At 60.3% G+C, this 22,233-nt stretch carries 22 protein-coding genes; 12 read left to right on the forward strand and 10 right to left on the reverse strand.

The genetic code is table 11. The annotated features are described in order from the left end of the window. Together LJD17_RS11225 and LJD17_RS11230 are read left to right on the forward strand one after the other, a co-directional pair. Positions 1–903 (forward strand): shikimate dehydrogenase, encoded by a 903-nt coding sequence (locus tag LJD17_RS11225; protein WP_227384240.1) that lies wholly within the window; start codon positions 1–3, stop codon positions 901–903. 334 nt (positions 904–1,237) lie between these two features. Then, positions 1,238–2,476 carry an alpha/beta hydrolase gene (locus tag LJD17_RS11230; protein ID WP_406600790.1) on the forward strand — a complete coding sequence of 413 codons (1,239 nt, stop codon included), beginning with the start codon at positions 1,238–1,240 and terminating at the stop codon, positions 2,474–2,476. A 99-nt stretch (positions 2,477–2,575) separates the two neighbouring features. Here LJD17_RS11230 and LJD17_RS11235 read toward each other — a convergent pair whose 3' ends face one another. Genes LJD17_RS11235 through LJD17_RS11245 form a run of 3 tightly spaced genes read right to left on the reverse strand, consistent with a single transcriptional unit; the run spans position 2,576 to position 3,840 of the window. Continuing rightward, positions 2,576–3,184: an HdeD family acid-resistance protein gene (locus LJD17_RS11235; RefSeq protein ID WP_406600793.1), complete on the reverse strand. Its 609-nt coding sequence runs from the start codon at positions 3,182–3,184 to the stop codon at positions 2,576–2,578. A gap of 55 nt (positions 3,185–3,239) precedes the next feature. Beyond that, the gene (locus LJD17_RS11240; RefSeq protein ID WP_227384242.1) at positions 3,240–3,653 is read right to left on the reverse strand and encodes a DUF1622 domain-containing protein; all 414 of its coding nucleotides are present in this window, start codon (positions 3,651–3,653) and stop codon (positions 3,240–3,242) included. Then, positions 3,643–3,840: a hypothetical protein gene (locus tag LJD17_RS11245; protein ID WP_227384243.1), complete on the reverse strand. Its 198-nt coding sequence runs from the start codon at positions 3,838–3,840 to the stop codon at positions 3,643–3,645. The genes LJD17_RS11240 and LJD17_RS11245 overlap by 11 nt, the downstream gene beginning before the upstream one ends. Positions 3,841–4,356: 516 nt before the next feature. Here LJD17_RS11245 and LJD17_RS11250 point away from each other — a divergent pair. The 4 genes from LJD17_RS11250 (at position 4,357) to LJD17_RS11265 (ending at position 9,219) form a co-directional block, all read left to right on the forward strand. Continuing rightward, on the forward strand, positions 4,357–6,720 hold the full coding sequence (locus tag LJD17_RS11250; protein WP_227384244.1) for a PAS domain-containing sensor histidine kinase: 2,364 nt from the start codon (positions 4,357–4,359) through the stop codon (positions 6,718–6,720). Positions 6,721–6,852: 132 nt separating this feature from the next. Next, positions 6,853–7,485 (forward strand): response regulator, encoded by a 633-nt coding sequence (locus LJD17_RS11255; protein ID WP_227384245.1) that lies wholly within the window; start codon positions 6,853–6,855, stop codon positions 7,483–7,485. 30 nt (positions 7,486–7,515) lie between these two features. Further along, entirely contained in the window at positions 7,516–8,571 is a 1,056-nt protein-coding gene (locus tag LJD17_RS11260; RefSeq protein WP_227384246.1) for an AI-2E family transporter, read from the forward strand. A 258-nt stretch (positions 8,572–8,829) separates the two neighbouring features. Continuing rightward, entirely contained in the window at positions 8,830–9,219 is a 390-nt protein-coding gene (locus LJD17_RS11265) for a 5-carboxymethyl-2-hydroxymuconate Delta-isomerase (RefSeq protein ID WP_227384247.1), read from the forward strand. A gap of 137 nt (positions 9,220–9,356) precedes the next feature. Here the strand turns inward: LJD17_RS11265 and LJD17_RS11270 are convergent, their stop codons facing one another. From LJD17_RS11270 to LJD17_RS11285, 4 genes are all read right to left on the reverse strand, one after another. Then, a complete protein-coding gene (locus LJD17_RS11270; protein WP_227384248.1) occupies positions 9,357–10,052 on the reverse strand; it encodes an aspartate/glutamate racemase family protein in 696 nt (231 codons plus the stop codon). Between the two features lie 507 nt (positions 10,053–10,559). Then, positions 10,560–11,192, reverse strand: coding sequence for an acyl-homoserine-lactone synthase (locus LJD17_RS11275; RefSeq protein WP_227384249.1), 633 nt, complete (start codon positions 11,190–11,192; stop codon positions 10,560–10,562). A gap of 74 nt (positions 11,193–11,266) precedes the next feature. Further along, positions 11,267–12,010 (reverse strand): helix-turn-helix transcriptional regulator, encoded by a 744-nt coding sequence (locus LJD17_RS11280; RefSeq protein ID WP_227384250.1) that lies wholly within the window; start codon positions 12,008–12,010, stop codon positions 11,267–11,269. 129 nt (positions 12,011–12,139) lie between these two features. Then, positions 12,140–12,709, reverse strand: a complete 570-nt coding sequence (locus tag LJD17_RS11285) for a TIGR00645 family protein (RefSeq protein WP_227384251.1) — start codon at positions 12,707–12,709, stop codon at positions 12,140–12,142. 464 nt (positions 12,710–13,173) lie between these two features. On the opposite strand from LJD17_RS11285, the gene LJD17_RS11290 reads away from it, so the two are divergent. The 4 genes from LJD17_RS11290 to LJD17_RS11305 all read left to right on the forward strand — a co-directional run bounded on the left by LJD17_RS11290 (position 13,174) and on the right by LJD17_RS11305 (position 17,937). Then, positions 13,174–13,524: a HigA family addiction module antitoxin gene (locus LJD17_RS11290; RefSeq protein ID WP_227384252.1), complete on the forward strand. Its 351-nt coding sequence runs from the start codon at positions 13,174–13,176 to the stop codon at positions 13,522–13,524. Next, a complete protein-coding gene (locus LJD17_RS11295; RefSeq protein ID WP_227384320.1) occupies positions 13,514–15,010 on the forward strand; it encodes an ATPase domain-containing protein in 1,497 nt (498 codons plus the stop codon). Before LJD17_RS11290 ends, LJD17_RS11295 begins: the two co-directional genes overlap by 11 nt. A 2-nt stretch (positions 15,011–15,012) precedes the next feature. After that, complete coding sequence (locus tag LJD17_RS11300; protein WP_227384253.1) at positions 15,013–16,101, forward strand: sensor histidine kinase; 1,089 nt, start codon at positions 15,013–15,015, stop codon at positions 16,099–16,101. 210 nt (positions 16,102–16,311) lie between these two features. Further along, positions 16,312–17,937: a serine hydrolase gene (locus LJD17_RS11305; protein WP_227384254.1), complete on the forward strand. Its 1,626-nt coding sequence runs from the start codon at positions 16,312–16,314 to the stop codon at positions 17,935–17,937. A 181-nt stretch (positions 17,938–18,118) separates the two neighbouring features. Here the strand turns inward: LJD17_RS11305 and LJD17_RS11310 are convergent, their stop codons facing one another. From LJD17_RS11310 to LJD17_RS24245, 3 genes are read right to left on the reverse strand one after another with little or no spacing between them, the layout of a single operon-like run. Then, positions 18,119–18,454: a hypothetical protein gene (locus LJD17_RS11310; RefSeq protein ID WP_227384255.1), complete on the reverse strand. Its 336-nt coding sequence runs from the start codon at positions 18,452–18,454 to the stop codon at positions 18,119–18,121. Beyond that, positions 18,454–19,320, reverse strand: coding sequence for a DUF6772 family protein (locus tag LJD17_RS11315; RefSeq protein WP_227384321.1), 867 nt, complete (start codon positions 19,318–19,320; stop codon positions 18,454–18,456). The genes LJD17_RS11310 and LJD17_RS11315 overlap by 1 nt, the downstream gene beginning before the upstream one ends. A 57-nt stretch (positions 19,321–19,377) precedes the next feature. Beyond that, a complete protein-coding gene (locus LJD17_RS24245; RefSeq protein WP_227384256.1) occupies positions 19,378–20,514 on the reverse strand; it encodes a mandelate racemase/muconate lactonizing enzyme family protein in 1,137 nt (378 codons plus the stop codon). A 120-nt stretch (positions 20,515–20,634) separates the two neighbouring features. Between LJD17_RS24245 and LJD17_RS11325 the strand changes: the two genes are divergently transcribed. Both LJD17_RS11325 and LJD17_RS11330 read left to right on the forward strand, forming a co-directional pair. After that, positions 20,635–21,402, forward strand: a complete 768-nt coding sequence (locus LJD17_RS11325) for a FadR/GntR family transcriptional regulator (RefSeq protein WP_227384257.1) — start codon at positions 20,635–20,637, stop codon at positions 21,400–21,402. Beyond that, positions 21,399–22,202, forward strand: a complete 804-nt coding sequence (locus LJD17_RS11330) for an SDR family NAD(P)-dependent oxidoreductase (RefSeq protein ID WP_227384258.1) — start codon at positions 21,399–21,401, stop codon at positions 22,200–22,202. The genes LJD17_RS11325 and LJD17_RS11330 overlap by 4 nt, the downstream gene beginning before the upstream one ends. Positions 22,203–22,233 lie beyond the last annotated feature (31 nt).

Below are 22,233 nucleotides of genomic sequence, written 5' to 3' on the forward strand. Positions count from 1 at the left end.
ATGGTAGGCAACGATGCGATCGGATCATCCGTTCGGACAGATGGAGGCCTAGATTCATGGCGCAATCCGTCCATTCTCATCGGGTTGGTGGGTGCTGGAATTCAGGCTTCTCGGACTCCTGCCCTCCATGAGAAGGAAGGCGTCGAGCAGGGTTTGCGTTATGTCTACAAACTCATCGATCTCGAGGTGCTTGGTCTCGATGAAAGCGCGCTTCCGGAGATCCTCACGGCTGCCCAGCGCTTGGGCTTTGCCGGCCTTAACATCACACATCCGTGCAAGCAGGAGGTTATTCCCCTTCTCGACGAACTCTCACGTGACGCAGCGGCGCTCGGCGCGGTGAACACGGTCGTTATGAAAAACGGTCGGCGCATCGGGCACAACACTGACTGGTGGGGCTTCGCCGAGAGCTTCCGGCGTGAGCTGTCGGACGTGCGTCGAGACCGGGTCGTACAATTCGGTGCCGGCGGAGCAGGCGCGGCGGTCGCACATGCCCTTCTGGCTCTTGGGACTCGTGAGGTCATCATCCTCGACAAGAACCAGAGCCGCGCCGAAGATCTCGCCGCGGCCCTCAGTGAACGGTTCGGTGAAAACCGCGCCTCTTTCTGTTCCTCGCCCTCAGACGCGTTGGCCAGGGCCGATGGAATGGTCAACACTACGCCGCTCGGCATGGCGAAATATCCTGGCATGGCGGTTCCCGTCGGCCTGCTGCGTCCCGATCTGTGGGTTGCCGATATTGTTTACTTTCCCCTGGAAACAGAGCTGCTACGCCAGGCCCGTGCTCGCGGCTGCCGCACCATGGCCGGCGGCGGGATGGCTGTGTTCCAAGCAGTCGAAGCCTTTCGGCTCTTTACCGGCATCGAGCCGAGTGCGGAGCGAATGCTCCGGCACTTCAGCGAAATGTAACATCTAAAGATCAGAAATATGCAGCGACCTTCAGAAATGGCCTGGCATCTCCCGGGATGGTGGCGCTTGCCCCGGACCAACGGAGTACCCACCTGCCCCTAAGAGGCAAGGAGAAGCTTGGTCGGCGCCAGCCGGACATCTGGTGCGATCTCGCCCGCGACATTTCCGAGACAGTGCCCCTCACACCCAAAGGCCCCTTGATTCATCCGCACTCCATTCGTGCCGGATCACCGATGTCGGCCCTGTCAGGGTAAACCCTGATGGCTTTCTTATTGCGGATGCTCGACACTAACGAGCATTCATGTGGTTGTCCCGGTGCGAGGGAGCATCGCGAGTGGTTTCGCCGAACCCTTTCAGCAATCTGTTACGAGCGATGATCCTCCTGATCATCAGCTTTTGTATTCTTGGTTGCGCAACCGTGGAAGGCGCTCTCATACCAGTAGAAGCCACAGTGCCCGGCGCCAGCAAGGTCGACATATTGGTTGCCACTACCCGGATGCGGGCAACGGACCCGAAGCAGTTCTTCTCAGGCAACCGCAGTCCCGAGCCAAGCTTTGCCGAGTTCCTGGTCTCCATCCCGCCGGAAGCCAATAGAAGGCAGGGCGAGGTCCAGTGGCCGCGTCGTGTTCCCGGTAACCCGGCCACCGATTTTGTGACCCTGAAGGCCGAAATCATGAGCCGTGCCCAAGCTATGGGACGCTTCCACCAACTGGTTCGGCAAGGACCGCAGCGGCGTGTGCTGGTGTTCATCCACGGCTTCAACAACCGTTTCGATGATGCGGTCTTCCGCTTCGCGCAGATCATACACGACGCGGGAGCACCGGTCGTGCCTGTCCTCTTCACTTGGCCCTCGCGTGGCCGAGTGCTGGCCTATGGCTATGACCAGGAGAGCAATACCTATTCGCGTAACGCCCTTGAGAGCACGCTCGGGACTTTAGCCGCCGATCCGGCAGTCGGGGAGATTTCGATTCTCGCTCACTCGATGGGCAACTTAGTTGCCTTGGAGGCGCTGCGTCAGATGGCGATCCGCGACGGACATATCGCTCACAAAATCCGCAACGTGCTCCTCGCTGCGCCCGACGTGGACGTCGATTTGTTCCGCAAGGCAGTTCTGGATATGGGCAAGCCGCGCCCAGCTTTTACCCTGTTCGTCTCTCAGGACGATCGGGCGCTGGCGATCTCGCGTCGTGTCTGGGGAACTGTGCGGCTTGGCGCCGTCAACCCCGAGGAGGAGCCCTACCGCTCCGAACTTGAAGGCACGGGTATCACCGTGCTCAACCTCTCTGGTCTTCGCACCGGCGACTCGCTGAACCATAGCAAGTTCGCCAGGAGTCCGGAGGTCGTGCGTATGATCGGGCAAGAGCTTATCAAAGGGCAGACCCTTACCGATTCTCGCATCGGTTTGGGTGATCGCATCATTCAGGTTACGACCGGTGCGGCCGCGGCTGTTGGAACGGCGGCCGGTCTTGCAGTCTCGGCTCCGGTCGCCATCATCGACCCGCAGACGCGTGACACCTTCGGAAGTTACGCGGATGACCTCGGGCGGAATCTGTCTGGAACCCTTGCACCATAAGGCTTGAGGTTCTGTCCGCGCGTATTTGTGAACAGGCGCTCCAGAATCCTCCGAAGCAACCTATCGGGTTACGCTGCGAATTGGAGATTTGCGCCGAATTCAAGAACGCGTGGCTCGTGGAAGAGCAGCATAGCCCAGCCACGCTGCACCGTGCACAATGAGATCCATCCCGAGCAGCAATCCGAAGATCCATAGCCCTGTCTTCGGAAATTCGGCCAAGACGATGAGGCCAGCCAGCACGCCGAACGCGCCTGAGAACAACATGATCCAACCGCTCTCTCGCCATCGGCTGTATCCGAGGAGTATCCTGACGATACCTGACAGCAGAAGGACCAGGCCCAGCCCGTAGGTGAGCAACAATTCGCCCTGCCCGGCCGAGCGTACGAAAATATAGGTGAGAACCATCACGCTGGAGCCTGCCACACCGACGAGCACAACCCCAAGGGCGATGTAAAGCAATCCCAGGAGCATCTGCCAGCCGAGCCCTCCCCAGCCTCTCGTCCAGGCCGCATAGGCGACCTCGAACACGCCGACGACAATCGCGACAGCACCGAGAAGGGCCGAACTGACGAGGGAAGCGAACGCGACATCAGCCAGAACCGCGATGCCAGCAAGGATCATAACGCCCCCCAAAGACAGGCGCACCCATCCGGGAGGTCTGGTGGGACTCGTTACACCGTTCATTGAAACGGGCTCCTGGGCAACCATCACGTCCTCCATGCCTCAATCGTCTTGATCCCGATCGCTTGTCTTCCTCGGCAGCTTACTGCTCCTTTCCCGCCTTCGATGTTGCGCCCAGAGGCGATCCCACCGAGTGCCGTCCCATTGCGACCTCGACGATATGCCGCCGCCACGGCAGACACCCCTCTATTTCGACTTGGAGCGCGAAGCTGAGGAAGGTTCGGATCAGGACGATAAGTCCGAGCACGGCCAGGTTCTTGATCGTCGGCTCAACCGCGACAGTGCCGATGATGTCTGCCGCAACGAGAAGCTCCAGCCCAAGCAGGATGCCGCGCCCCAGGTTGGCATGATAATGCCGGAAGGCTTCGGACCACCCGGCCCGCGACGGACCTCCCTGGAGAAAGATCCAGGTCGCGGATATCGCCCCGATCAGGATGACGGCGACGGCCGCAATCTCAACGCCGACCGCAATTGCATACAGCGTCTCATTGAGCACGAAGACCTCCTTCCTCGCGGAGGCAGACGAATCTTGGTCTGGTGGTCGTCGCCCTTCCGGCAGAAGCTTCGGACGGTCGTGTCTCCAGGAATTCGCAGGTGTCTTGGTCGATGGCGTAGAGGATTGAGGTCAGCACGAGGCCGGTCAGGGTGCCAACCGACGGGCCGACGACCACCAGCTCAACCATGGGACGATCTCCTCAAACGCTCAGGGGTCGCATGGGCACGCCATGAGAGTATCGACCACAGGCGGCGTGGCTATCGGGTACAACCCTGAGACAGACCGAGGGATGTCTTGAGACGGCGCTCAACAGAAGCGGCCACGGCGAAGCTGCCTTGGCGCCACGGCCGCCGAGCCTCATCGGCACCTCGCCATTGCTCACCATCCATCGGATCGTGCCTTCGGATCATGGGCCAATGAAAGGGGCTTCCCAGGGGTGTCCCTCAACTAGAGAACAGCTCTTTGCTCTGTATTGCTCGGAATTCCTGTCGCTCCACAGCCCAATTCCCACTTGTTTTCTATTGGAAAGACGGAATTCCTGTGCAATCTTGAAGTAATTCAGAGGTTTGATCGGCGCAATGGCGCCGGGGCTGAAGGCGACTTGGAAGCGCACTGCCCTAGCGTTCCCGCAATTGCTCGTATTCCCTTCCGGAACATGCGGCGGCGTGACTGCGAGCACTACAGGATCTGACCAGGAGGTGACATGTTCTCCTCGGTTCGACTCGGACTCCCGGTCCTCGAAACGGCCCACCTTGGTGGCATCCGGGGACGGATCGCGGTTATTGCGACGGCCACCATCGGTCTTTCACTGCTGACGACCTGGACCGCGTTGCTCTGGCGCGGTTATGGGGAGCGACACGCCATCACGCATCAGGGGATGGCCGCCTCGGTCACGGCGAGCAATGCGGTCGAGCGCGAGGTTCAGGCCATGGGCTACCTGCTCAAGGGGCTGTCGAGATCGCCCCTGCTCGAGTCCGGGGATCTCAAGGGCTTCTACGACCAGCTTCAGGCGACCCCCAGACCGGAAGGTTCATGGTTCACCCTCTGGGATCACGACCGGGTGCTTTTCAGAACCACAGATCCCTTTGGGACCGCCATGCCTCGCATTGACGAGATCCCAGGCATCCGGCAGCGGCTCGAGGTTGTCCGCGCCGTCGGCCTGAGCATATCGGACCGCATGTACTCCCCGCTCATCAAGCGCTGGATCGTTTCCGTGAGCCTACGGTTGAATTCCGCGACCGGCGAGATGAACCGGGTACTATCGCTCCTTGTGCCGGAAGAGCATCTCAACCAAGCCGTCCAGGAAGCGGTCGGATCGAGCACTTGGCGGACAATCGTTCTCGACCGCAAGCTCGAACAACTGGCCACCGGCACCCCCGCAGCGGCCATCGCCCCGGTGCCCCCGGATACGACGGCAATGCTTGCGAACCGCGACCGAAATGGTCTGTTCGGGACCGGACAAGGCCAGCTTGTCGCCTTCGAGCGCTCCCCCAAAACCGGCTATACGACCCTATCGGAACTTCCGGCCACAATGGCCAACGCCCCCATTCTTGCGGCTCTTTATCATGCCACGTTGGCCAGTCTCGCTCTGGTCATGGTCGGCGGCATGGCTGTCAGGGCCCTGCTGCGGAACGTGGGTCCCATCGATTCCCTCAAGCACACCATGGCGGCCACACGGACCGAGCTCCTGGTCACCAATCAGCGTCTGCGCGACATTCTGGAGAGCATGAGCGATTGCCACTTCATGCTCGACCATTCGTTCCGCATCACGTTCGCCAACGCAGCGACCCTTCGCTGGTGTGGCCGGTCATGGAACGAGATCGTCGGCCAATCCTACCTCGACCTCGTGAGACACGATGGCGCCTGCATCGCAGCGGTGACCCAGGCGGTCCGGCATCGCAAGGCCTACCGGGGCGAGCTGCCTTCGGGCCTTTATCCCGACCGCTTCATCGAGCTGCGCGCCTTTCCGACGCCAGACGGGGCCAGCATCTTCTTCAGTGACGTCACCGACCGAGCTCTGGCCCACAAGACGGCGGTCAAGGAACGCAAGCTCTTCCAGGCTTCCCTTGATGCCCTCACGAAGCGCATCGCCATCCTGGACGAAACAGGCCGGGTCATCGCCGTGAATCAAGCTTGGCGACGCTTCGTCGACGGCGCAGGCTCGGATCTTCCAGCCCACGGCCTCGGCGTACCGGGGGAACGCAGCCTTAGCGGGATGGAAGAAGTGATCAACGGACTCCGTCCCAATTTCCAGGCCCTCTATCATTTGGTTTCGCCTGGCGTCGACCGGTGGTTCACGGTGCGGGCCTTCCGGTTCCGTGTGGAGGACGAGACACGCATCATTGTATCCCATGACGATGTTTCGGACCTGATGTCCGCGCGGGCCACCATCAACGAGCTGTCTGACCGCCTGCTCACTCTTCAGGAAGACGAACGCCAGCGCATCGCCTCGGAACTGCACGACTCGACGACCCAATACCTTGTCGCCGTCGGTCTCAACCTGATGAAGGTCGAGCGACTGTTGCCCCAGAAGGATGGGCAAAGGCTTCTTGGCGAGATCGACCACCTGCTGGAGGAGGCGCTGAAGGAGCTGCGCCTCTTCACATACCTGCTCCATCCGGCCAGTCTCGATGAGAACGGGTTCGGCGACACCGTCCAGGCCTTCGCGGAGGGCTTCTCCGATCGGACCGGCCTCAAGGTGACATGCCGGATCGCCGAGGGCCTTGACGATCTGCCGCTCGACCTCCGGAGAGCTCTCTTGCGGATCATTCAAGAGGCGCTATCGAACGTCCACCGCCATGCCAATGCCTCCCAGGTCGCCATCAAGCTGCATCTGACGTCCAATGGCGCCGTCCTTTGCGTCGCAGACGATGGACGCGGGATGCAGGCCCGTCCCAAGACATCGAGAAGCGGCAAGGCCTCGCTCGGAGTCGGCATTCCGGGCATGCGCATCCGCCTGCACCAGTTCGGCGGCACCCTACGGATCCGGTATAGCAGGAAGGGCACGGTCATCCGTGCCCGCGTCCCGCATGGGAGCAGCATCTCGGATGGAGCGATGGTGGCGTAAGGCCACCTCGGCGCCATCGGCGGAGCATCGCTGTCCCTCCGTATTTATCCCTGGCGTTTTCAGGGTTTCACCCGAGTGTCGCGGGTCATCCCGCGGGAGTATGTAGGAACGTCACCGTGAGCAAGCCTTGCCATGACCCGCATCCTGATCGCCGATGACCACGACGTCGTCCGTTCCGGACTTCACTCCATCCTGGGCAGCCAGCCGGGATGGGAGGTGGTCGCCGAGGCTGGGGACGGCAAACGCGCGGTCGAGCTGGCATCGGAGACGCAGCCGGACGTCGCCGTCCTTGATTACCAGCTCCCGTTTCTCAACGGGGTCGACGCCACCCGCGAAATTCGATCCGTTCGCCCTCAGACCGAGGTGCTCATCTTCACCATGCACGAGAGCGAGCCACTCATCCGCGAATTGCTTCAGGCCGGGGCACGGGGATACCTGTTGAAATCGGATGCCCGGCGCTTCCTGATTGCGGCGGTCGAGGCCCTCGCTCGCCACCAACCATTCTTCACCGGACGCGTGTCGGAGACCCTACTGAGCTCCTATCTGGCTGGCGGCTCCACATCCGGCAGCACCCTGACGCCCCGGGAACGGGGGGTGGTGCAGCTCATCGCGGAGGGGCGCACCAACAAGGAGGTCGCCATGGTCCTCGGTATCAACATCAAGACGGTGGAGACCCACCGCGCCGCTGTCATGCGCAAGATCAACGCGAACTCGTCCGCCGACCTCATCCGTTATGCGATCCGCAACAAGCTGGTCGAGCTGTAAGACCGGTTAAGCGAGGCTCAGATTGTCCGCATGTCCACAAAGGGAGGCCTGAATGCATGGATCGTGTTGAGCGGCTTGGTCATCCTTCTTACGGCCTTGAATATCGCCAGCGCGGTTTTCGCACCTGTCGCCTTCGCCCTGTTCCTCATCGCCTTGCTTTGGCCGTTCCAGAAGCGGCTTCAGGCATCGATGCCTCAGCTTCTCGCTCTCTTGGTGAGCATCCTCGTCCTTGTCGTTGCGTTCGCCGGCTTCGCCGCGCTGATCGCATGGGGTTTCGGTCGCGTCGGACGCTGGGGACTCGCGAATTTCGGGCGCTTCCAAGCCCTCTATGACAGGGCCGCTATGTGGCTCGAAGCTCAAGGAATCGTGGTGGCGAGCCTCTGGGCCGACCACTTCAACGTCGGCTGGCTTTTAGGGATCATGCAGAAGTTTACCGGGCACGTGAATACGACCTTGAGCTTCTGGATCATCGTGCTCGTCTACGTGATCCTCGGCCTTCTCGAAGTGGAAGGTACCGCACGGAAGATCAAAGCGTTGCCGGATGGGGCCACGGTCCGGCTTCTAAGTGAGGGCAGCAGGCAGACAGCGGTCAAAATCAGACGCTATATGGCGGTCAGGACCCTCATGAGCCTGTTGACCGGGATGCTCGTCTGGGGCTTCGCGGCCCTCTTCGGGTTGCCGCTGGCTCGAGAATGGGGCGTCATTGCCTTTTCACTCAACTATATTCCGTTCATCGGTCCGTTCATCGCGACCTTGTTCCCAACATTGCTTGCAATGGTGGATCTCGAGAGCTGGGAGGCCGTCATCGCGGTATTCGCCGGCTTGAACGTGATCCAATTCGTAGTCGGGAGCTATGTGGAACCGCGTCTGTCCGGCACTGCGCTGGCGATGTCGCCTTTCCTGGTCCTGTTCTCGATCTTCCTATGGACCTTTCTCTGGGGTTTGCCCGGAACCTTCATCGGCGTGCCGATCACCGTCGCAGTGCTCACGTTCTGTGCCGAACATCCTGCAACACACTGGCTTGCCGTCATGTTCGGGCCACCTGATGACAACGGGCAATCCGGTGTCGCACGGGAACACGCGTGAAGGTGAAGCCGGAGAAGCTCGACCCTCGACCGTGACGCGGGTTGCCAAGGATCACGAACCGGAAAGAACAAGATCAGCGGGAACACTTGCGTGACGAAGTGACGTCGCTGACTTGCCTGACATCATCCCCTGCCAAGCAACAATAACGTCTCGAACCCGATTCACGAGCAATAGCCTGGAAGGACGCGCAAGCACGGTTGATACTCCGTGCAATATGTTACATAGAGCCGCAAGGTCTTACTAAAAAGTCCGGACGCTATGCCCCAGATCACATTGGAATTCACCGAGAACATCGCCAAGCTCGTCGACTACCGGAGCGTTGCTCTTGGGCTGCACGATCTTCTCGTCAAAGAAATCTCGTGCAGCCTTGAAGATTGCAAGACCCGCCTCGCAGCCGTCGAGAACTACGTCATCGGTGACGGCTCTTTCGACGAAGCGTTCGTGCATGTCACATTCTCAATTCTCTCCGGTCGCACACAAGCCGTCAAAGAGAGCCTTGGCACGAAGGCCGTAGAAACGATCGCCAGAGCCATGCCAAGCGCAGTCGCGCAAAGAACCATTCAAATCACCGTCGAGATTCGTGACCTCGAAAGAAGCACGTACAAAAAGCAAGTCGTTCTCGGCTCCCCTGCGCGAAACCTGGCTTAGGTGTCCTCACTCGCTTTGAATGGTCGGCTTCGGATTGTGACCGAGATCGTACGCCGGCAGAAGGCTAGGAAGCGTCGGAGATGCGCCGGACGCTCCACGGCCCACGATATCGAGCAGCGATGAAGAGCTTATGGCTCTCAGCCTTCGACTGCCTGCTCGACAGCGGCTTCAGCATGCAAGGTGGTCGTATCGAACAGCGGCACCGCGCTATCCTCTGCCTGCACGAGCAACATGATTTCCGTGCAGCCAAGAATGATAGCCTCTGCTCCTCGTTCGATCAGGCGCTGAATGATCGCGCGATATTTCTCACGAGAGGCGGCAAGAACCCGGCCCACGACCAGTTCTTCGTAGATGATCTGATGCACCACCGCCCGATCGTCGGCCTCCGGCACCAGAACTTCCAGACCATGCTTTGCCGTTAGTCGGCCCTTATAGAAATCCTGCTCCATCGTGAAGGCGGTTCCCAGAAGGCCGACACGGTTGTAGCCGGCCGCTTTGATCTTTTCCGCCGTCGGATCGGCGATGTGCAGAATGGGAATTGAGACCTTTGCGGCGACCTCGTCGGCCATCCGGTGCATGGTGTTTGTGCACACAAGGAAAAAGTCTGCCCCTCCACGTTCCAAGCGTTGGGCAGCCTCGATCATCTTATCGGTCAGCACCCTCCACTCACCATCGTGCTGCAGCCGCTCGATTTCGCCAAAATCCACGGAGAACATCAGGCTTTGGGCGGAGTGCACACCGCCGAGGCGTTCCCGAACCCCTTCATTGATGATGCGATAGTATTGCGCTGAACTTTCCCAGCTCATGCCTCCGATCAAACCTATCGTCTTCATCTCCGTCGCCCCTTCGCGCGCAGCACTGTTGCGACGACCCCTAACTCACGAGGAGAATTCTATAAATAGGTTTTCGTGTAATTGGTGAACCACGATCTCCTAATGGCTCGAAACGATCTATGGCCTGGATCATGCGGAAATGGCCGGCGCGAGACGATGAGAGAGTTTGTGGCGGCCATCTTTCGAGAGGTCAGGGCTCTTCCTGTGTCCGGCCGCTTTGAAGCTTATGACGAAGAGAAGCCCGGCTTGAGGCCGGACCCCGCTAACTCTATGAACGACGCCGGAGAGGCTCATTAGATTTGCCCAGGGACTGAACGGCAGCCACATCGTCATCCCAACCTATCGCGGCAGGCACCGGCCCAAGGGCTTCGATGGCCATGCCTAATCTGGGAAGTGCGCGGAGCTTTTCAGGCCCGAGTTTCTTTTCCACATCCTTGCTATAGGCCCAGAAAAGGAGGACCAACAGCTCTTCCTCCGGGCTCAAATGGACAGCTTCATTACTCATGGTTAACCTGCTAGTCGACGCCAGGTCGTGCCAGGTTCAGCCAGAACCTTTTCGTGATCGCCTCTCATTTCCTGAAGGCGAGCGAGAGTGCGCTGATCGAAGGTCGCCGTCACGGCGATCACGTCCTGATCACCGATCTTCTGCGGCAGGCCCAGTGGCATCGTGCGGAAATGGAGCTGAACCAGTCGCAGGAGCCAAAGCGGATTCATCTCGATTATGATGGTCGAGATCCCGCCGGCCAATCCCCATTCGACAATTCCGGACAGAAGCGCATTGGCAACGGGGCTGAGTGCCCTGCCCCGCTCACGATGGCCCGGTTCAACACAATAGCGGGTCCATTCCCAAACATGGCTCCCGACCGGGCGCTCGACCTCGCAGAGCTGGGGCAGGACATGGGAAAGGAGATGGGGCCTCGTCGAAGGCAGCATGCGCTGATAGCCAAGTACCTTGCCTTCGTCGATATACAGCATGTGAACGGCATGCTCGTTGTCGAATTGATCGATCTCCCGGCCGTCGTCCTTTGCCAGATCGGTCCACTTCATTTCCTCGACAAAGACCCGATGGCGCAGTTGGTAGGCCTGTTCCATCTCGTCACGGAACAAATGTTCGTTTTCAGGCGTCACGATGTGAATCATGGTCCCTCCTCTGGGTTAGTGGCAGCCAATCTGCCACGTTCCACGGAGGGCAAAAGTACGCGCTCGCGTACTCTCTAATTAATGAGGCCCATGCGGATAGCTTCCGCTACGGCATGCGTGCGACTCGTCGTACCAAGCTTCATACGCGCCGCACGCATGTGCTTATCAACACCGTGCTCGCTGATGCCCATAATCTCACCGATCTCCCATTCCGACTTGCCCTCGGCGGCCCATTGCAGGGCTTCACGCTCACGGGGAGAAAGTTTGGCGATTGTCTTGAGATCGGCCTCCCGCAAAAGGAGCGCCCGTCCCAGTGCGTAGGTCGCGAGCAAAGTCAGCATGCCCCGTTCTTCCGGTGGGATCTCCAACCGCTCCCCGGCAATGGAAAAACCAGCAACGTCACCTTCAAGGGTGGCAAGCGGTATCGTAAAACCGGATTTGAGCCGAAAGTCCGAGGCCTCCTCCATGACACGCCACGCTGCGGGACTGTCCCGATAGAGTGGTCTCAGATCACTCCACAGGAACGGTGAGGCGCCCAGAGAAACGCTTTTGATGGCAGGATCCCGAGCAATGTAACCATGGGTAAAGTACCGGCGGCTCCAATCTGCGGGCCAGTGATCCAGGATGATATGAGAGATCTGCTGTTGACGATTGCTGTCCGGTCGAGGGATCAGACCAGCCAGGATATGCTCGGCGCCGAAACGGCTGAGAATAGGCAGCAACATGCCGCAGACCTCGGTCGGGCTGCGTGCCCGTTCGAGCTGTTGAATAAAGCCGATCGTCTGAGTGAGAGCCTTGCGCGGCGAGCTTTCGTTCATATGGAAACAATGTTTCCTATATGGCCATTCGTCAATCGAACCAGTTTGAGACCAGTCGTGGTACTCACCTGAGCCGTCGCTGACGTATTCGGCTCCCACAGCTGCAGCCGAACCCAGATTCGAGGAGGCCTATGAATGACTGCCCTCGGATTGGGACGACAACCGGTCGACATAGGCGATCCCGATAGCCGAGAGGATAAAGACGGAGTGGATGGCCGTCTGGAGGATGATCCCAGTTTCCGTATAGGTGCTTCTCGCGGTGCCGACGAAGCCCGCTTCGATAAAGGTGCGCAGGAGATGGATCGATGAAATCCCAATGATTGCCATGGCCAGCTTCACCTTGAGAACACCAGCATTGACGTGGCTCAGCCACTCGGGCTGGTCCGGATGTCCTTCGAGATTAAGGCGGGACACGAAGGTCTCATACCCACCGACGATAACCATGACCAGCAGGTTCGAGATCATCACGACATCGATGAGCCCGAGCACCACGAGCATGATCTGCATCTCGGTAAAGTCGGCGGCATGAAGCACCAGGTGCACCAGTTCCTTTAGAAACAGGTACACGTAAACGCATTGAGCGATGATCAGACCGATATAAAGGGGCAGCTGCAACCAGCGAGAGCTGAAAATGAGCGCAGGCAAGGGCCTGAGGGCGGCTGAACGAGCAACCGACGACTTATCTCGGATTTTGTCCATGATCTTTCAGATTATTCAGGATGGAATCGAGGCAGGTGGGACTTGGTAGCTGGAGTACCGGTCCGGACATGGGATGACAGGTGACGAGGCGCAAGATCTTTCAATGCGCGATCTGCCGACAATCCGAAGATGTCATTTTGTTCCATAAGCTGCAGTCGTTGCCGACGGATCGGCTTACTCCTCCGGACAAGGGCCGCAGCATTCTTAAAACGCATCATCGAGAATCCACGGCAATCCGGCTCGCCCTCCAGGCTCGGCAGACAAGTATCGCGACAATCGTCGCCTTGAAACTCACTTACAGTCGGAACGTTTTCCCAGCCCTAAGAATTCTGTTCCTCGTTCGTCAGGGACGGCTGAACACTCGTGAAAAGTTATACAGTTCGACCAGGCCTATCAGTGGTGGCCCTTGTTTTGGGCGACCTGTCACCCATAACGCTACAGTCGGCCAACCCAAGGTGAAGTGCATGCCTTCCTCCTCACATGCTGCCCCAGCACTTCCGCTCCACCCTGGATGGATTCTGCGTGACCGGGTTCTGCCGGGCCTTGGTCTCTCCGTCAGCCAAGCGGCCCGTGAGCTTCGCATCGCGCGTCAGACTCTCCACAGGGTTCTGGCCGGCACCGCCGCGGTCAGCCCCGAGATGGCGACGCGTCTGGCCCGTCTCTCAGGCACGACACCGAATTTTTGGCTCGATCAGCAGCAGCAGCATGACCTCTGGCATGTGGAGCAGGCGCTCGCTGGCGTGCTCAGACTTATCCCGGCCCACACCCTTCCGGCCATTGTTCAGAAAGAGATTGGACTTCGTTATGATCGCTAAGCCTCAGCCCTCCCCAAAAGCACGCACGGGCGTTGCAGGGCTGGACAACATCCTCATTGGCGGTTTGTCCCCGGGACACGTCTACCTTCTGGAGGGAAGTCCCGGCACCGGCAAGACCACTATTGCTCTCCAGTTTCTGCTCGAAGGAGCCAGGAATGGAGAACAGGGACTCTACATCACGATGTCCGAAACGGAAAAAGAACTGCGTGAGGGTGCGGCCTCCCATGGCTGGGATATCGGAGATGGCGTTCAGGTGTTCGAACTGGTTCCGCCAGAGAACCTCCTGGACGACGAGCACCAGCAGAGCCTGCTCTACTCCTCTGATCTTGAGCTTGGCGAGACTACCAAGGCCGTGTTCGAGGCTATAGACCGGACACAGCCGGTTCGGATCGTCATCGACAGCCTGTCCGAGATCCGCCTGCTGGCGCAAAGCTCCCTGCGCTATCGTCGCCAGATCCTCGCGATGAAGCACTATTTTGCCCGGCAGGGCGCAACCGTGTTGATGCTGGATGATTTGACCACGGACACGAATGACAAGACCGTGCATAGCTTGGCTCACGGCGTCATCCGTCTGGAAGAACTTACCCCAACCTACGGATCCGAGCGCCGCCGCCTGCGCGTCATCAAGTACCGCGGCCAGTCGTTCCGGGGAGGCTTCCACGACTTCATCATCGCCGAGGGTGGCGTCCAGGTGTTCCCGCGCCTGGTCTCAGGCGAGCATAAGACAGGCTTTGCCCGACACGTGCTCACCAGCGGAATCCCTGAACTTGACACCCTTTTGGGAGGGGGTCTCGAGCAAGGATCAAGCACATTGCTTATGGGGCCTGCTGGGGCGGGCAAATCCCTTCTGGCGGTGCAGTTCGCTGTCGCTGCCGCATCACGCGGCGAGAGAGCAGCGCTGTTCATCTTCGATGAGGAGCTTGGTTTACTCATCGACCGAACCAAACTGATGGGCATCGATTTGGACGCGCTGTGCAGCAGTGGCCACCTGTTCATCGAGCAGGTCGACGCCGCTGAACTCTCCCCCGGAGAATTTGCCCATAGAGTAAGGGCCAGTGTCGACCGCAACAGGGTGAAAACCATCGTGATCGATGGCCTCAACGGCTATCAATCCGCGATGCCGGAAGAGAACTTTCTGATCCTGCATCTTCATGAGCTGCTGCAATACCTGAACCGGCAGGGTGCTTCGACCTTCCTGACGGTAGCCCAGCATGGACTTGTCGGTGATATGAAGTCCCCGGTCGATCTGACCTATCTCGCCGACACAGTGGTCCTGCTGCGCTACTTCGAGGCCTTCGGCCAGGTCCGCCGCGCGATCTCGATCATCAAGAAGCGGTTTGGTACGCACGAGAACACCATCCGCGAAATCCGGATTGATAGCAAAGGCATTGCCATAGGAGAGCCCTTGGAGGGGTTCCAGGGGATTCTGCGCGGCACGCCGGTCTTGGTCGAAGACGACCAGGCCCGGCTGCTCGAAGACCGTTGACCATGAGCGATACTCTCCACCCGTATTCGGAGCGGGGTCTCATTCTGGCTCCGCATGGACGGGATGCGGCCGTTGCAGCGGATATCCTGCGAGCCGCAGGGATTGCGTCCGAGATCTGTCCCGACCTACCTGCGATGGTAGGTGAGCTTGCCCATGGGGCAGCCTTCGCCCTCGTTGCAGACGAAGCCTTACGCACCGCCGATCTGAGAGAGCTTTCCCGGTGGCTTTCGGATCAACCCCCTTGGTCCGACTTTGCCTTCGTGCTTCTCACGCGTCGTGGCGGCGGGGTCGAGCGCAATCCAGCTTTGACGCGTCTCTCCGAGCTTCTCGGCAATGTGGTCTTTCTGGAGCGTCCTTTTCATGCCGGCACACTGGTGAGCGTTGCTCGTTCCGCCTTGCGGGGACGTCTTCGGCAATACGAGGCGCGGGCCCGTCTGGAGGCGCTGCACGCAGGCGAGGAGCGGCTGAGGGGAGCGCTCGACAAGGAAAGGCGCGCTGCCGAGCATCAAAGGGTGCTCATCAATGAGTTGAACCACCGCGTGAAGAACACTCTTGCGACCGTACAGTCGATTTCAGCCCAGACCCTGCGCACGGCCGAGACGAAATCGGATGCGAGCGAGGCGCTGGAGATGCGGCTGCTCGCCCTGTCGAGAGCCCACGACGTCCTTACCCGGGAGAGCTGGGAGGGCGCCGACCTGGCGGAGGTGGTCGCGAACGCCCTCAAGCCTTACGAGAGCACGGGGGAAGGTCGCTTCCACATCACAGGGCCCCATGTTCGGGTCACACCTCGTATGTCGCTGGCCATGGCGATGGCTCTCCATGAGTTGGCGACCAACGCGGTGAAGTACGGCGCCTTGTCCAACAAGTCCGGTTCCATTGCTGTGTCGTGGACGCTGCAAAACGGAACGGCGCCGCCTCGGCTGACCCTGCGCTGGATGGAGGTTGGGGGCCCGCCCGTGGTCACCCCGCGCCGGCGTGGCTTCGGATCGCGTCTTCTCGAACGCACCCTGGCGCATGATCTGGACGGTCAGGTGGAGATCGCCTTTCCCCCCACGGGAGTGGTGTGCACTGTCGATGCTCCCGTCGTATAGTTCTCCAGGTGAAGTCTGGATGCTGCCGACGACCCCGATCGACTTGGAGTCACCTACCCTGCCATCCACGATGAACGTGCCTTGCCGCATGGGTTGAGTGGAGCAGATCGTCGGCGCCTTGACGTCTTTCCGCGATCGGTCGCAGGTCTCATCGTCCAAACCAACAGTCCATGATACAAACGCCCCGTATCGGCACTGGAGGGGGTTGTTATGAGGATTGGGCTTGGTCACGGGAGCATCGACAAGGCATCTCGTCTCCCTACAAGGCCGAGGGGACGCCTTGTCGCGAGCGTGTTGTCCTGCCTGCTGGCAGTTGCTGGCTTTGGTGGCCTGAGCGCTCCGAGTACCGCCCAGGCAGTGAAGACGTCGCCGCCGCGACCCGAGATCGAAGCGCAGGTCCAGTCCCTCATTCCGGAGGTCGAGACCTACATTGCCACCGGCATGAAGGCGTTTGACGTTCCCGGACTTGCGATTGGCATCGTAGTCAATGACCGGCTCATCTACGCAAAAGGATTCGGTGTACGCGGCAAGGCCGACGCCAGGCCTGTCGATCCGCGTACGGTGTTCCAGATCGGGTCGGCCACCAAGGGTTTCCTAGCAGCCACCTTGGGGATCATGGTCGACCGCGGCCGATTTCGCTGGGACGACCGCGTGGTCGATCTCGATCCGAGCTTTCAACTGAAGGATGCTTGGGTGACGCGAGAGTTCCGCGTCTTCGACCTCCTTGCGCAGCGCTCCGGCCTGCCCCCCGCCGTGAATGACGGGCTGGGCATCTTCGGCATCAGCCAGGATGGGCTGATCCGGTCCTTACGACATGTGGAACCGGTCTCGAGCTTCCGATCGACTTTCTCCTATACCAATATCACCCACATTCTCGCCGGGAATATCGTCGCGAAGGCGGCTGGGGCGACGGACTGGAATTCGGTGCTGCATCAGGAAGTTCTCAAACCCCTGGGGATGGCGGATACCTCCACCAGCGCCGAGGCCATCGAGGCATCGCCCAACCACGCGAGAGGCCATCGCTGGACACCGGCCGGTACCGTCGAAGTACCCTTCACGCAGCTTTTTCCCTACGACTTCGAGGGCGCAGGCGACATCAACTCCACGGTGGAGGACGTGTTCCATTGGGTCCGGCTCCAGCTCGGGAAAGGGACTTTCGAAGGCAAGCGCCTCGTCTCACCCGAAAGCCTTGCCTTTACCCACACACCAAAGGTCGCGATGACGGATCGCGTCTCATACGCACTCGGGTGGGTGATTCAGCAGACGCCGAACGGCACCATCGTTTGGCATAACGGAGGCACCTTGTCCTTCGGCTCCTATGTGGGGATGGCGCCTGACAAGAAGGTGGGCGTGATTGTACTCACCAACGAAACGAATGTGGGTCTTCCCGACGCCGTTGGCATGTGGGTCATGGATCGCATTCTCGGAAACGACAAAGTCGACCATGTGGCGAACGGCCTTAAATCAGCTACGGCAGGGTTCGAGGCAAGCAACGCGCTGTTCGCCAAGCCCGCACAACCACGCCCCTTCCCGCCCACGCCATCCCTGGCTGGGAAGTTCCTCAATCCAAGTTTCGGCCAAGTGGAACTGACCGTCGATGGAGATGCCCTTGCCATGAAGATCCAGGCCACCGGCGCGACGTTGAAGCTCGAACCCTGGGACGGAGATATCTTCACGGCCCGCCTCATGCCCCTCGGCGTTTTCGCCCCCATGGTCGAAAACATCGGTCCCCATCCGAGCGCGTTCGTTCAATTCCAGATCGATAAGGAAGGCAAACTCGACCTGTTCCGTCTCTCTTTGGACGACGGTCAAGCGTACGAGTTCAGTCGCGAATAAGCGCGCTGAGTCGGAAACTCGCCATGGGACTGCACACTCAATGGCGGGCTGTACCTGGTCCACAGGATGAGGTCGCGCCTTGGGGAATGTCGGCCGGATAGGGAACCTTTTTGTCGAGAGATCAGCAGCCAGGCTTCCTCCGGGTCACACCGAAGGGGCCGGCTGCCATCTCTCTTGAGGCTCAAGCTTTCAAGTGAACCGTTACAAGGACCTTGCATTCGGAGCCGGGTGGATAGTCCGCTGCAACACGGAGCCAGTTGCCGAAGTGCTTCACGCGGAAAACCGCAATGCCTCCCTCGCTCGAAGGCATCGGAACCTCGGTGCCTTCGGGCACCCAGCGCATTCCGTCTGGCGAAATCTCGACCCGGGCGACCGGTTGCTCGCCCTTCGGCTCCTTCAGAGCACGAACGAAAATGACGGCTTCACGCGCCCACCCCGCCTCGAAAGGCTCCGACGCCGCCCGGCCCGACCAGCTCTCGTTGCGACCGACCACAAGGGTTATGTTCTCGGGCAACATTAGAAATCTCCCGAGATGCAGACGGAATCGACATAGAGGAAAGCCCGCTTGTCCGAGTCGGTCTCGGCAAAAAGGCAGAAGTTCAGCATGCACCAGAGATTTCTCATCGCCGGCATGTGAATGGGTTCGAAAGCCGACATGTCGAAGGTGCGATCATTGCAGCGGAACGACAGGGCCTTCATTTCCGCCAGATCGAAGTCGAATGCCAGATAGGTCCAATTGATCTTGGTCGGAATCTCGTTGTAGCACAGGCGCTGCGAACCTCCGGGCAGATCTTCCCAGTCCTCGGGCGCCAGGTGATAGTGACTGAGGGTCTTGTCGCTATTGCCGATTGGCTTGAATTCGGTGGTTCGACGCTTGAACTGCCACTTCTGCACATGCTCTCCGTCCAACGCGTTGAGGAAGCGCAGATGAGGCATCACGCGCTGGCCGCCGACATCCTGATCTCCCGACTGGAGATCAAAGAGAAAGCCGACGGAACGCACATCGGTTTCGCTGAGCTTGAGTTCCGTCGCCTCCGGTTTGAACGTGAAATACACCTCGAACCGGATCCGCCCGCGGTGGCGGAAGGTGTGACGCTTGATGGCGACGTTCTGGGCTCCCTTACGTGGGCGCGTCGCAATCTTGAGGGCGTAGGACGATCCCATGCCGCCGTGCGAACCGGAGTCCCAATGCGACAATGTCGAGAGCATTGCGCTCGTATGCTGGGCATAACCCGGAAGCATCGTGTCGAGATCGTTCTCGTAATTGCCGACGAGCTGCGACCAACCGCAATGGCCGGTGGAAAAACTGTCGTGACTGATGATGCGCGGCAGAGGATCGAAGCGACTGAGCTTGGGGTCGGCACGCAGCAACGCGAGCCGCATGGCCTCGGTCAAGTCGTTCGTCGGCACATTCATAGTCATCCTGATCTCCATGCTCCGCTATACGCGAAGCCGTGCGACAGCGTCCCAATCGATTTCAATGCCGAGCCCGGGGCCGGTCGGCACCGGCATCATGCCGTTCTTCTGTCGGTCGGCGCCGGGAGCGGCGCCCGTCAGTTCGGTCTTGAACGGACTGGAGTCCGTCTCGCATTCCATAGCGCGGATGTTCGGCATCGCCGCGGCAAGATGGACGCTCGCGACTTCACAGATGATGCCGGACATGCCGATATGCGGCGCGTATTGAACGTCATGCGCTGCGGCGAACTCGGCCATGCGGCGCGTTTCACTGATTCCGCCGGAACGCGCGACGTCCGGCTGCAGGTAGGAGAGCGTCCGGTTGGCAACGAGCCGCATCGCCTGATCGAGCGTGTAATTGCTTTCGCCTGCCGCGAGTGGCGTGGCGCACCGGCGATGAAGCTCTTCGTAGCCGGCCTCGTCCTCGGGCCTCAACGGCTCCTCGAACCAGAAATAGCCATTGTCGGTCAGGGCGCGTCCGACCTCCACCGCCTCTTCCAGAGTGTAGGCCCAATTGGCATCGACGCAGAGTTCGATGTCGTCGCCCGCCCGTTTGCGCAGGCGGGCGATGCGCTGGCATGCGTCCTTGACCGGGTTTGCGATCTTGATTTTGATCCGCGGGAACCCCTTCTCCAGATAGCGGTCGAGTTCACTGTCCATGAACTCCTCACTGCCCCAGTTCACGGAAGCCGCATAGACAGGCACCTCTGTTCGGCCCATGCCGCCGAGGAGCCGATGAACCGGCAGGCCTGCCAGCTTGCCGAGGATGTCCCATAGGGCGATGTCCACTCCGGCGATTGCCTCGAACAACATGCCTCCGGAACGTCCGGAAAGCGCGCGCCTCATGGCGCGCCAGTGCGCCTGGATATCGGTAGGATTGCCGCCGACCAGGCGCGGCTTCAGGGAGGTCTCGATCAGATCCGCGTAAGCCCTCGGCGAGAACCGCGCCAGCGCCTCACCCACACCTGTAATGCCGGCATTGGTGCGCACCTCGACCAGCACGATCGAGACTTCGGTATAGGCCCCCCACGACGTGACCGTCGGCTGCGGGAGCCTTTGCGTGAGCGGGTGGGCGATCACATCGGTGATGCGGATATCCGTGCTGTTAGTCTCCGTCGACACCCTGCCCCCCTTATTTCATGGCACAGCGTCATAACGTGGAACAGGACTACTTGGCAACTACAAATCATAGTTGCTATGTTTGCACTTGATGTGTTACCGATAAGAAAAATCGGGACCGCCATGAACGCAGGATCGGCCAGAAAGCCTCTTTTCTCTTCAAAGCCGGTCGTGCCCGCCCGGCTTGCGGATACTGTTTCGGACGCAATCGCCGCAGCTCTGTTCGATGGGCGCATCGCACCTGGAGAGGCGCTGCCGGCCGAAGGCGAAATTGCTCGCGAATTCGGGGTTTCAAAGCCCATCGCCCGTGAGGCGCTCCGCCAGCTGGCGGCAGCCGGGCTGATCTTTACCCAGCAGGGCAAGGTCGCACGGGCCAAGGCGATCAACGGCGAGCCCATGGAGCGCATTTACGGCTACGCCGCGCGCTCGAGCCTCGAGCGGCTGCGCGAAGCGAACGAGATGCGGCGAGTCATCGAGGCGGGGATTGCGCGACTGGCGGCGGAGCGCCGCAATCCGGCCGGATTGGCCACCATGGAGCGAGCCCTGCATGACATGGTCGGCTCGATCGAGGAGCCCGCGGGGTTCACCGAAGCCGATATTCTCTTTCACATCGGCATCGCGCTCGCGACGGGCAACACCATGATCCGCGTTCAGATGGAGGGTATGCGCTCCGTTCAGCGCGAGGTCTCGGAACTCTTCTCGCGCCGGGCCAACCGATCCCATGCCGACTGGAACGCCACTGTCGAGCGCCATCGCGCGATCTACGATGCGATTGCGGCCGGCACACCTGATCTCGCCGAGCAGAAGATCATTGCTCATTTCGAGGCAGCGGACATCGCGTCGCTCGAAGTCGCGCAAAAGCTCGGCAACAACGGGGACCCGCAGCAATGACGGCCCCCTTCTCCCTCCTCGGACGCCGCGCGGTGGTCACGGGCGCCAATTCAGGCATCGGACGCGCGATCGCACTCGGCTTGGCCAAGCAGGGCGCAGCGGTGGCAGTGCACGGTCATGGTGACCCGAGCGGCTTGGCTTCAATCCGTGCCGAGATTGACGCTGTCGGCCGTGCCGCGATGGACTTTGAAGCCGACTTCCTGGACCCGTCCGCGCCGGAAACCCTCGCACACCAGATAGAGAACGAATTCGGTCCCGTCGATATCCTGATCGCCAACGCGGCCATCGAGAACCGCGTGCCTTGGCAAGACCTGACGGACGACCACCTCGCACGCCATTTCACCGCGAATTTCGCCTCGCTCGTAGCGCTCTGCCGCGCGTTCGTCCCTGCGATGGCGAAACGTGGATGGGGGCGCGTTGTGGCGACGGGCAGTGTCATGGCAACCAGGCCACGGGCGGAAACCGTCGCCTATGCCGCGTTCAAGTCGGCGCAACTCACGGCCATTCGGGCGATCGCCCGTGAGGTCGCCGCTCATGGAGTCACCATGAACGTGATCTCCCCCGGCGCCATCGAGACGGAGCGCACGGCAGCCCGGTATGCCGACGCGTCCTTCCGTCATGCGGTCGCCGCCAAGATTCCCGTTGGACGGCCTGGCCGGCCGGAGGACTGCGTCGGCCCCGCGATCTTCCTGTGTTCGGATGAGGCGGCCTATCTGACCGGCGTGGACATCCCGGTCGATGGCGGTTGGACGATCGGCGATGCTCCGGGCTCGCTCCCGGGCGAATTCGGACTGAGATAAATACTGCAGGGAGGAGAACCATGAAAACAAC

Origin of the sequence: Microvirga rosea (assembly GCF_020595095.1) — a bacterium.
GTDB classification, from domain to species: domain Bacteria; phylum Pseudomonadota; class Alphaproteobacteria; order Rhizobiales; family Beijerinckiaceae; genus Microvirga; species Microvirga rosea.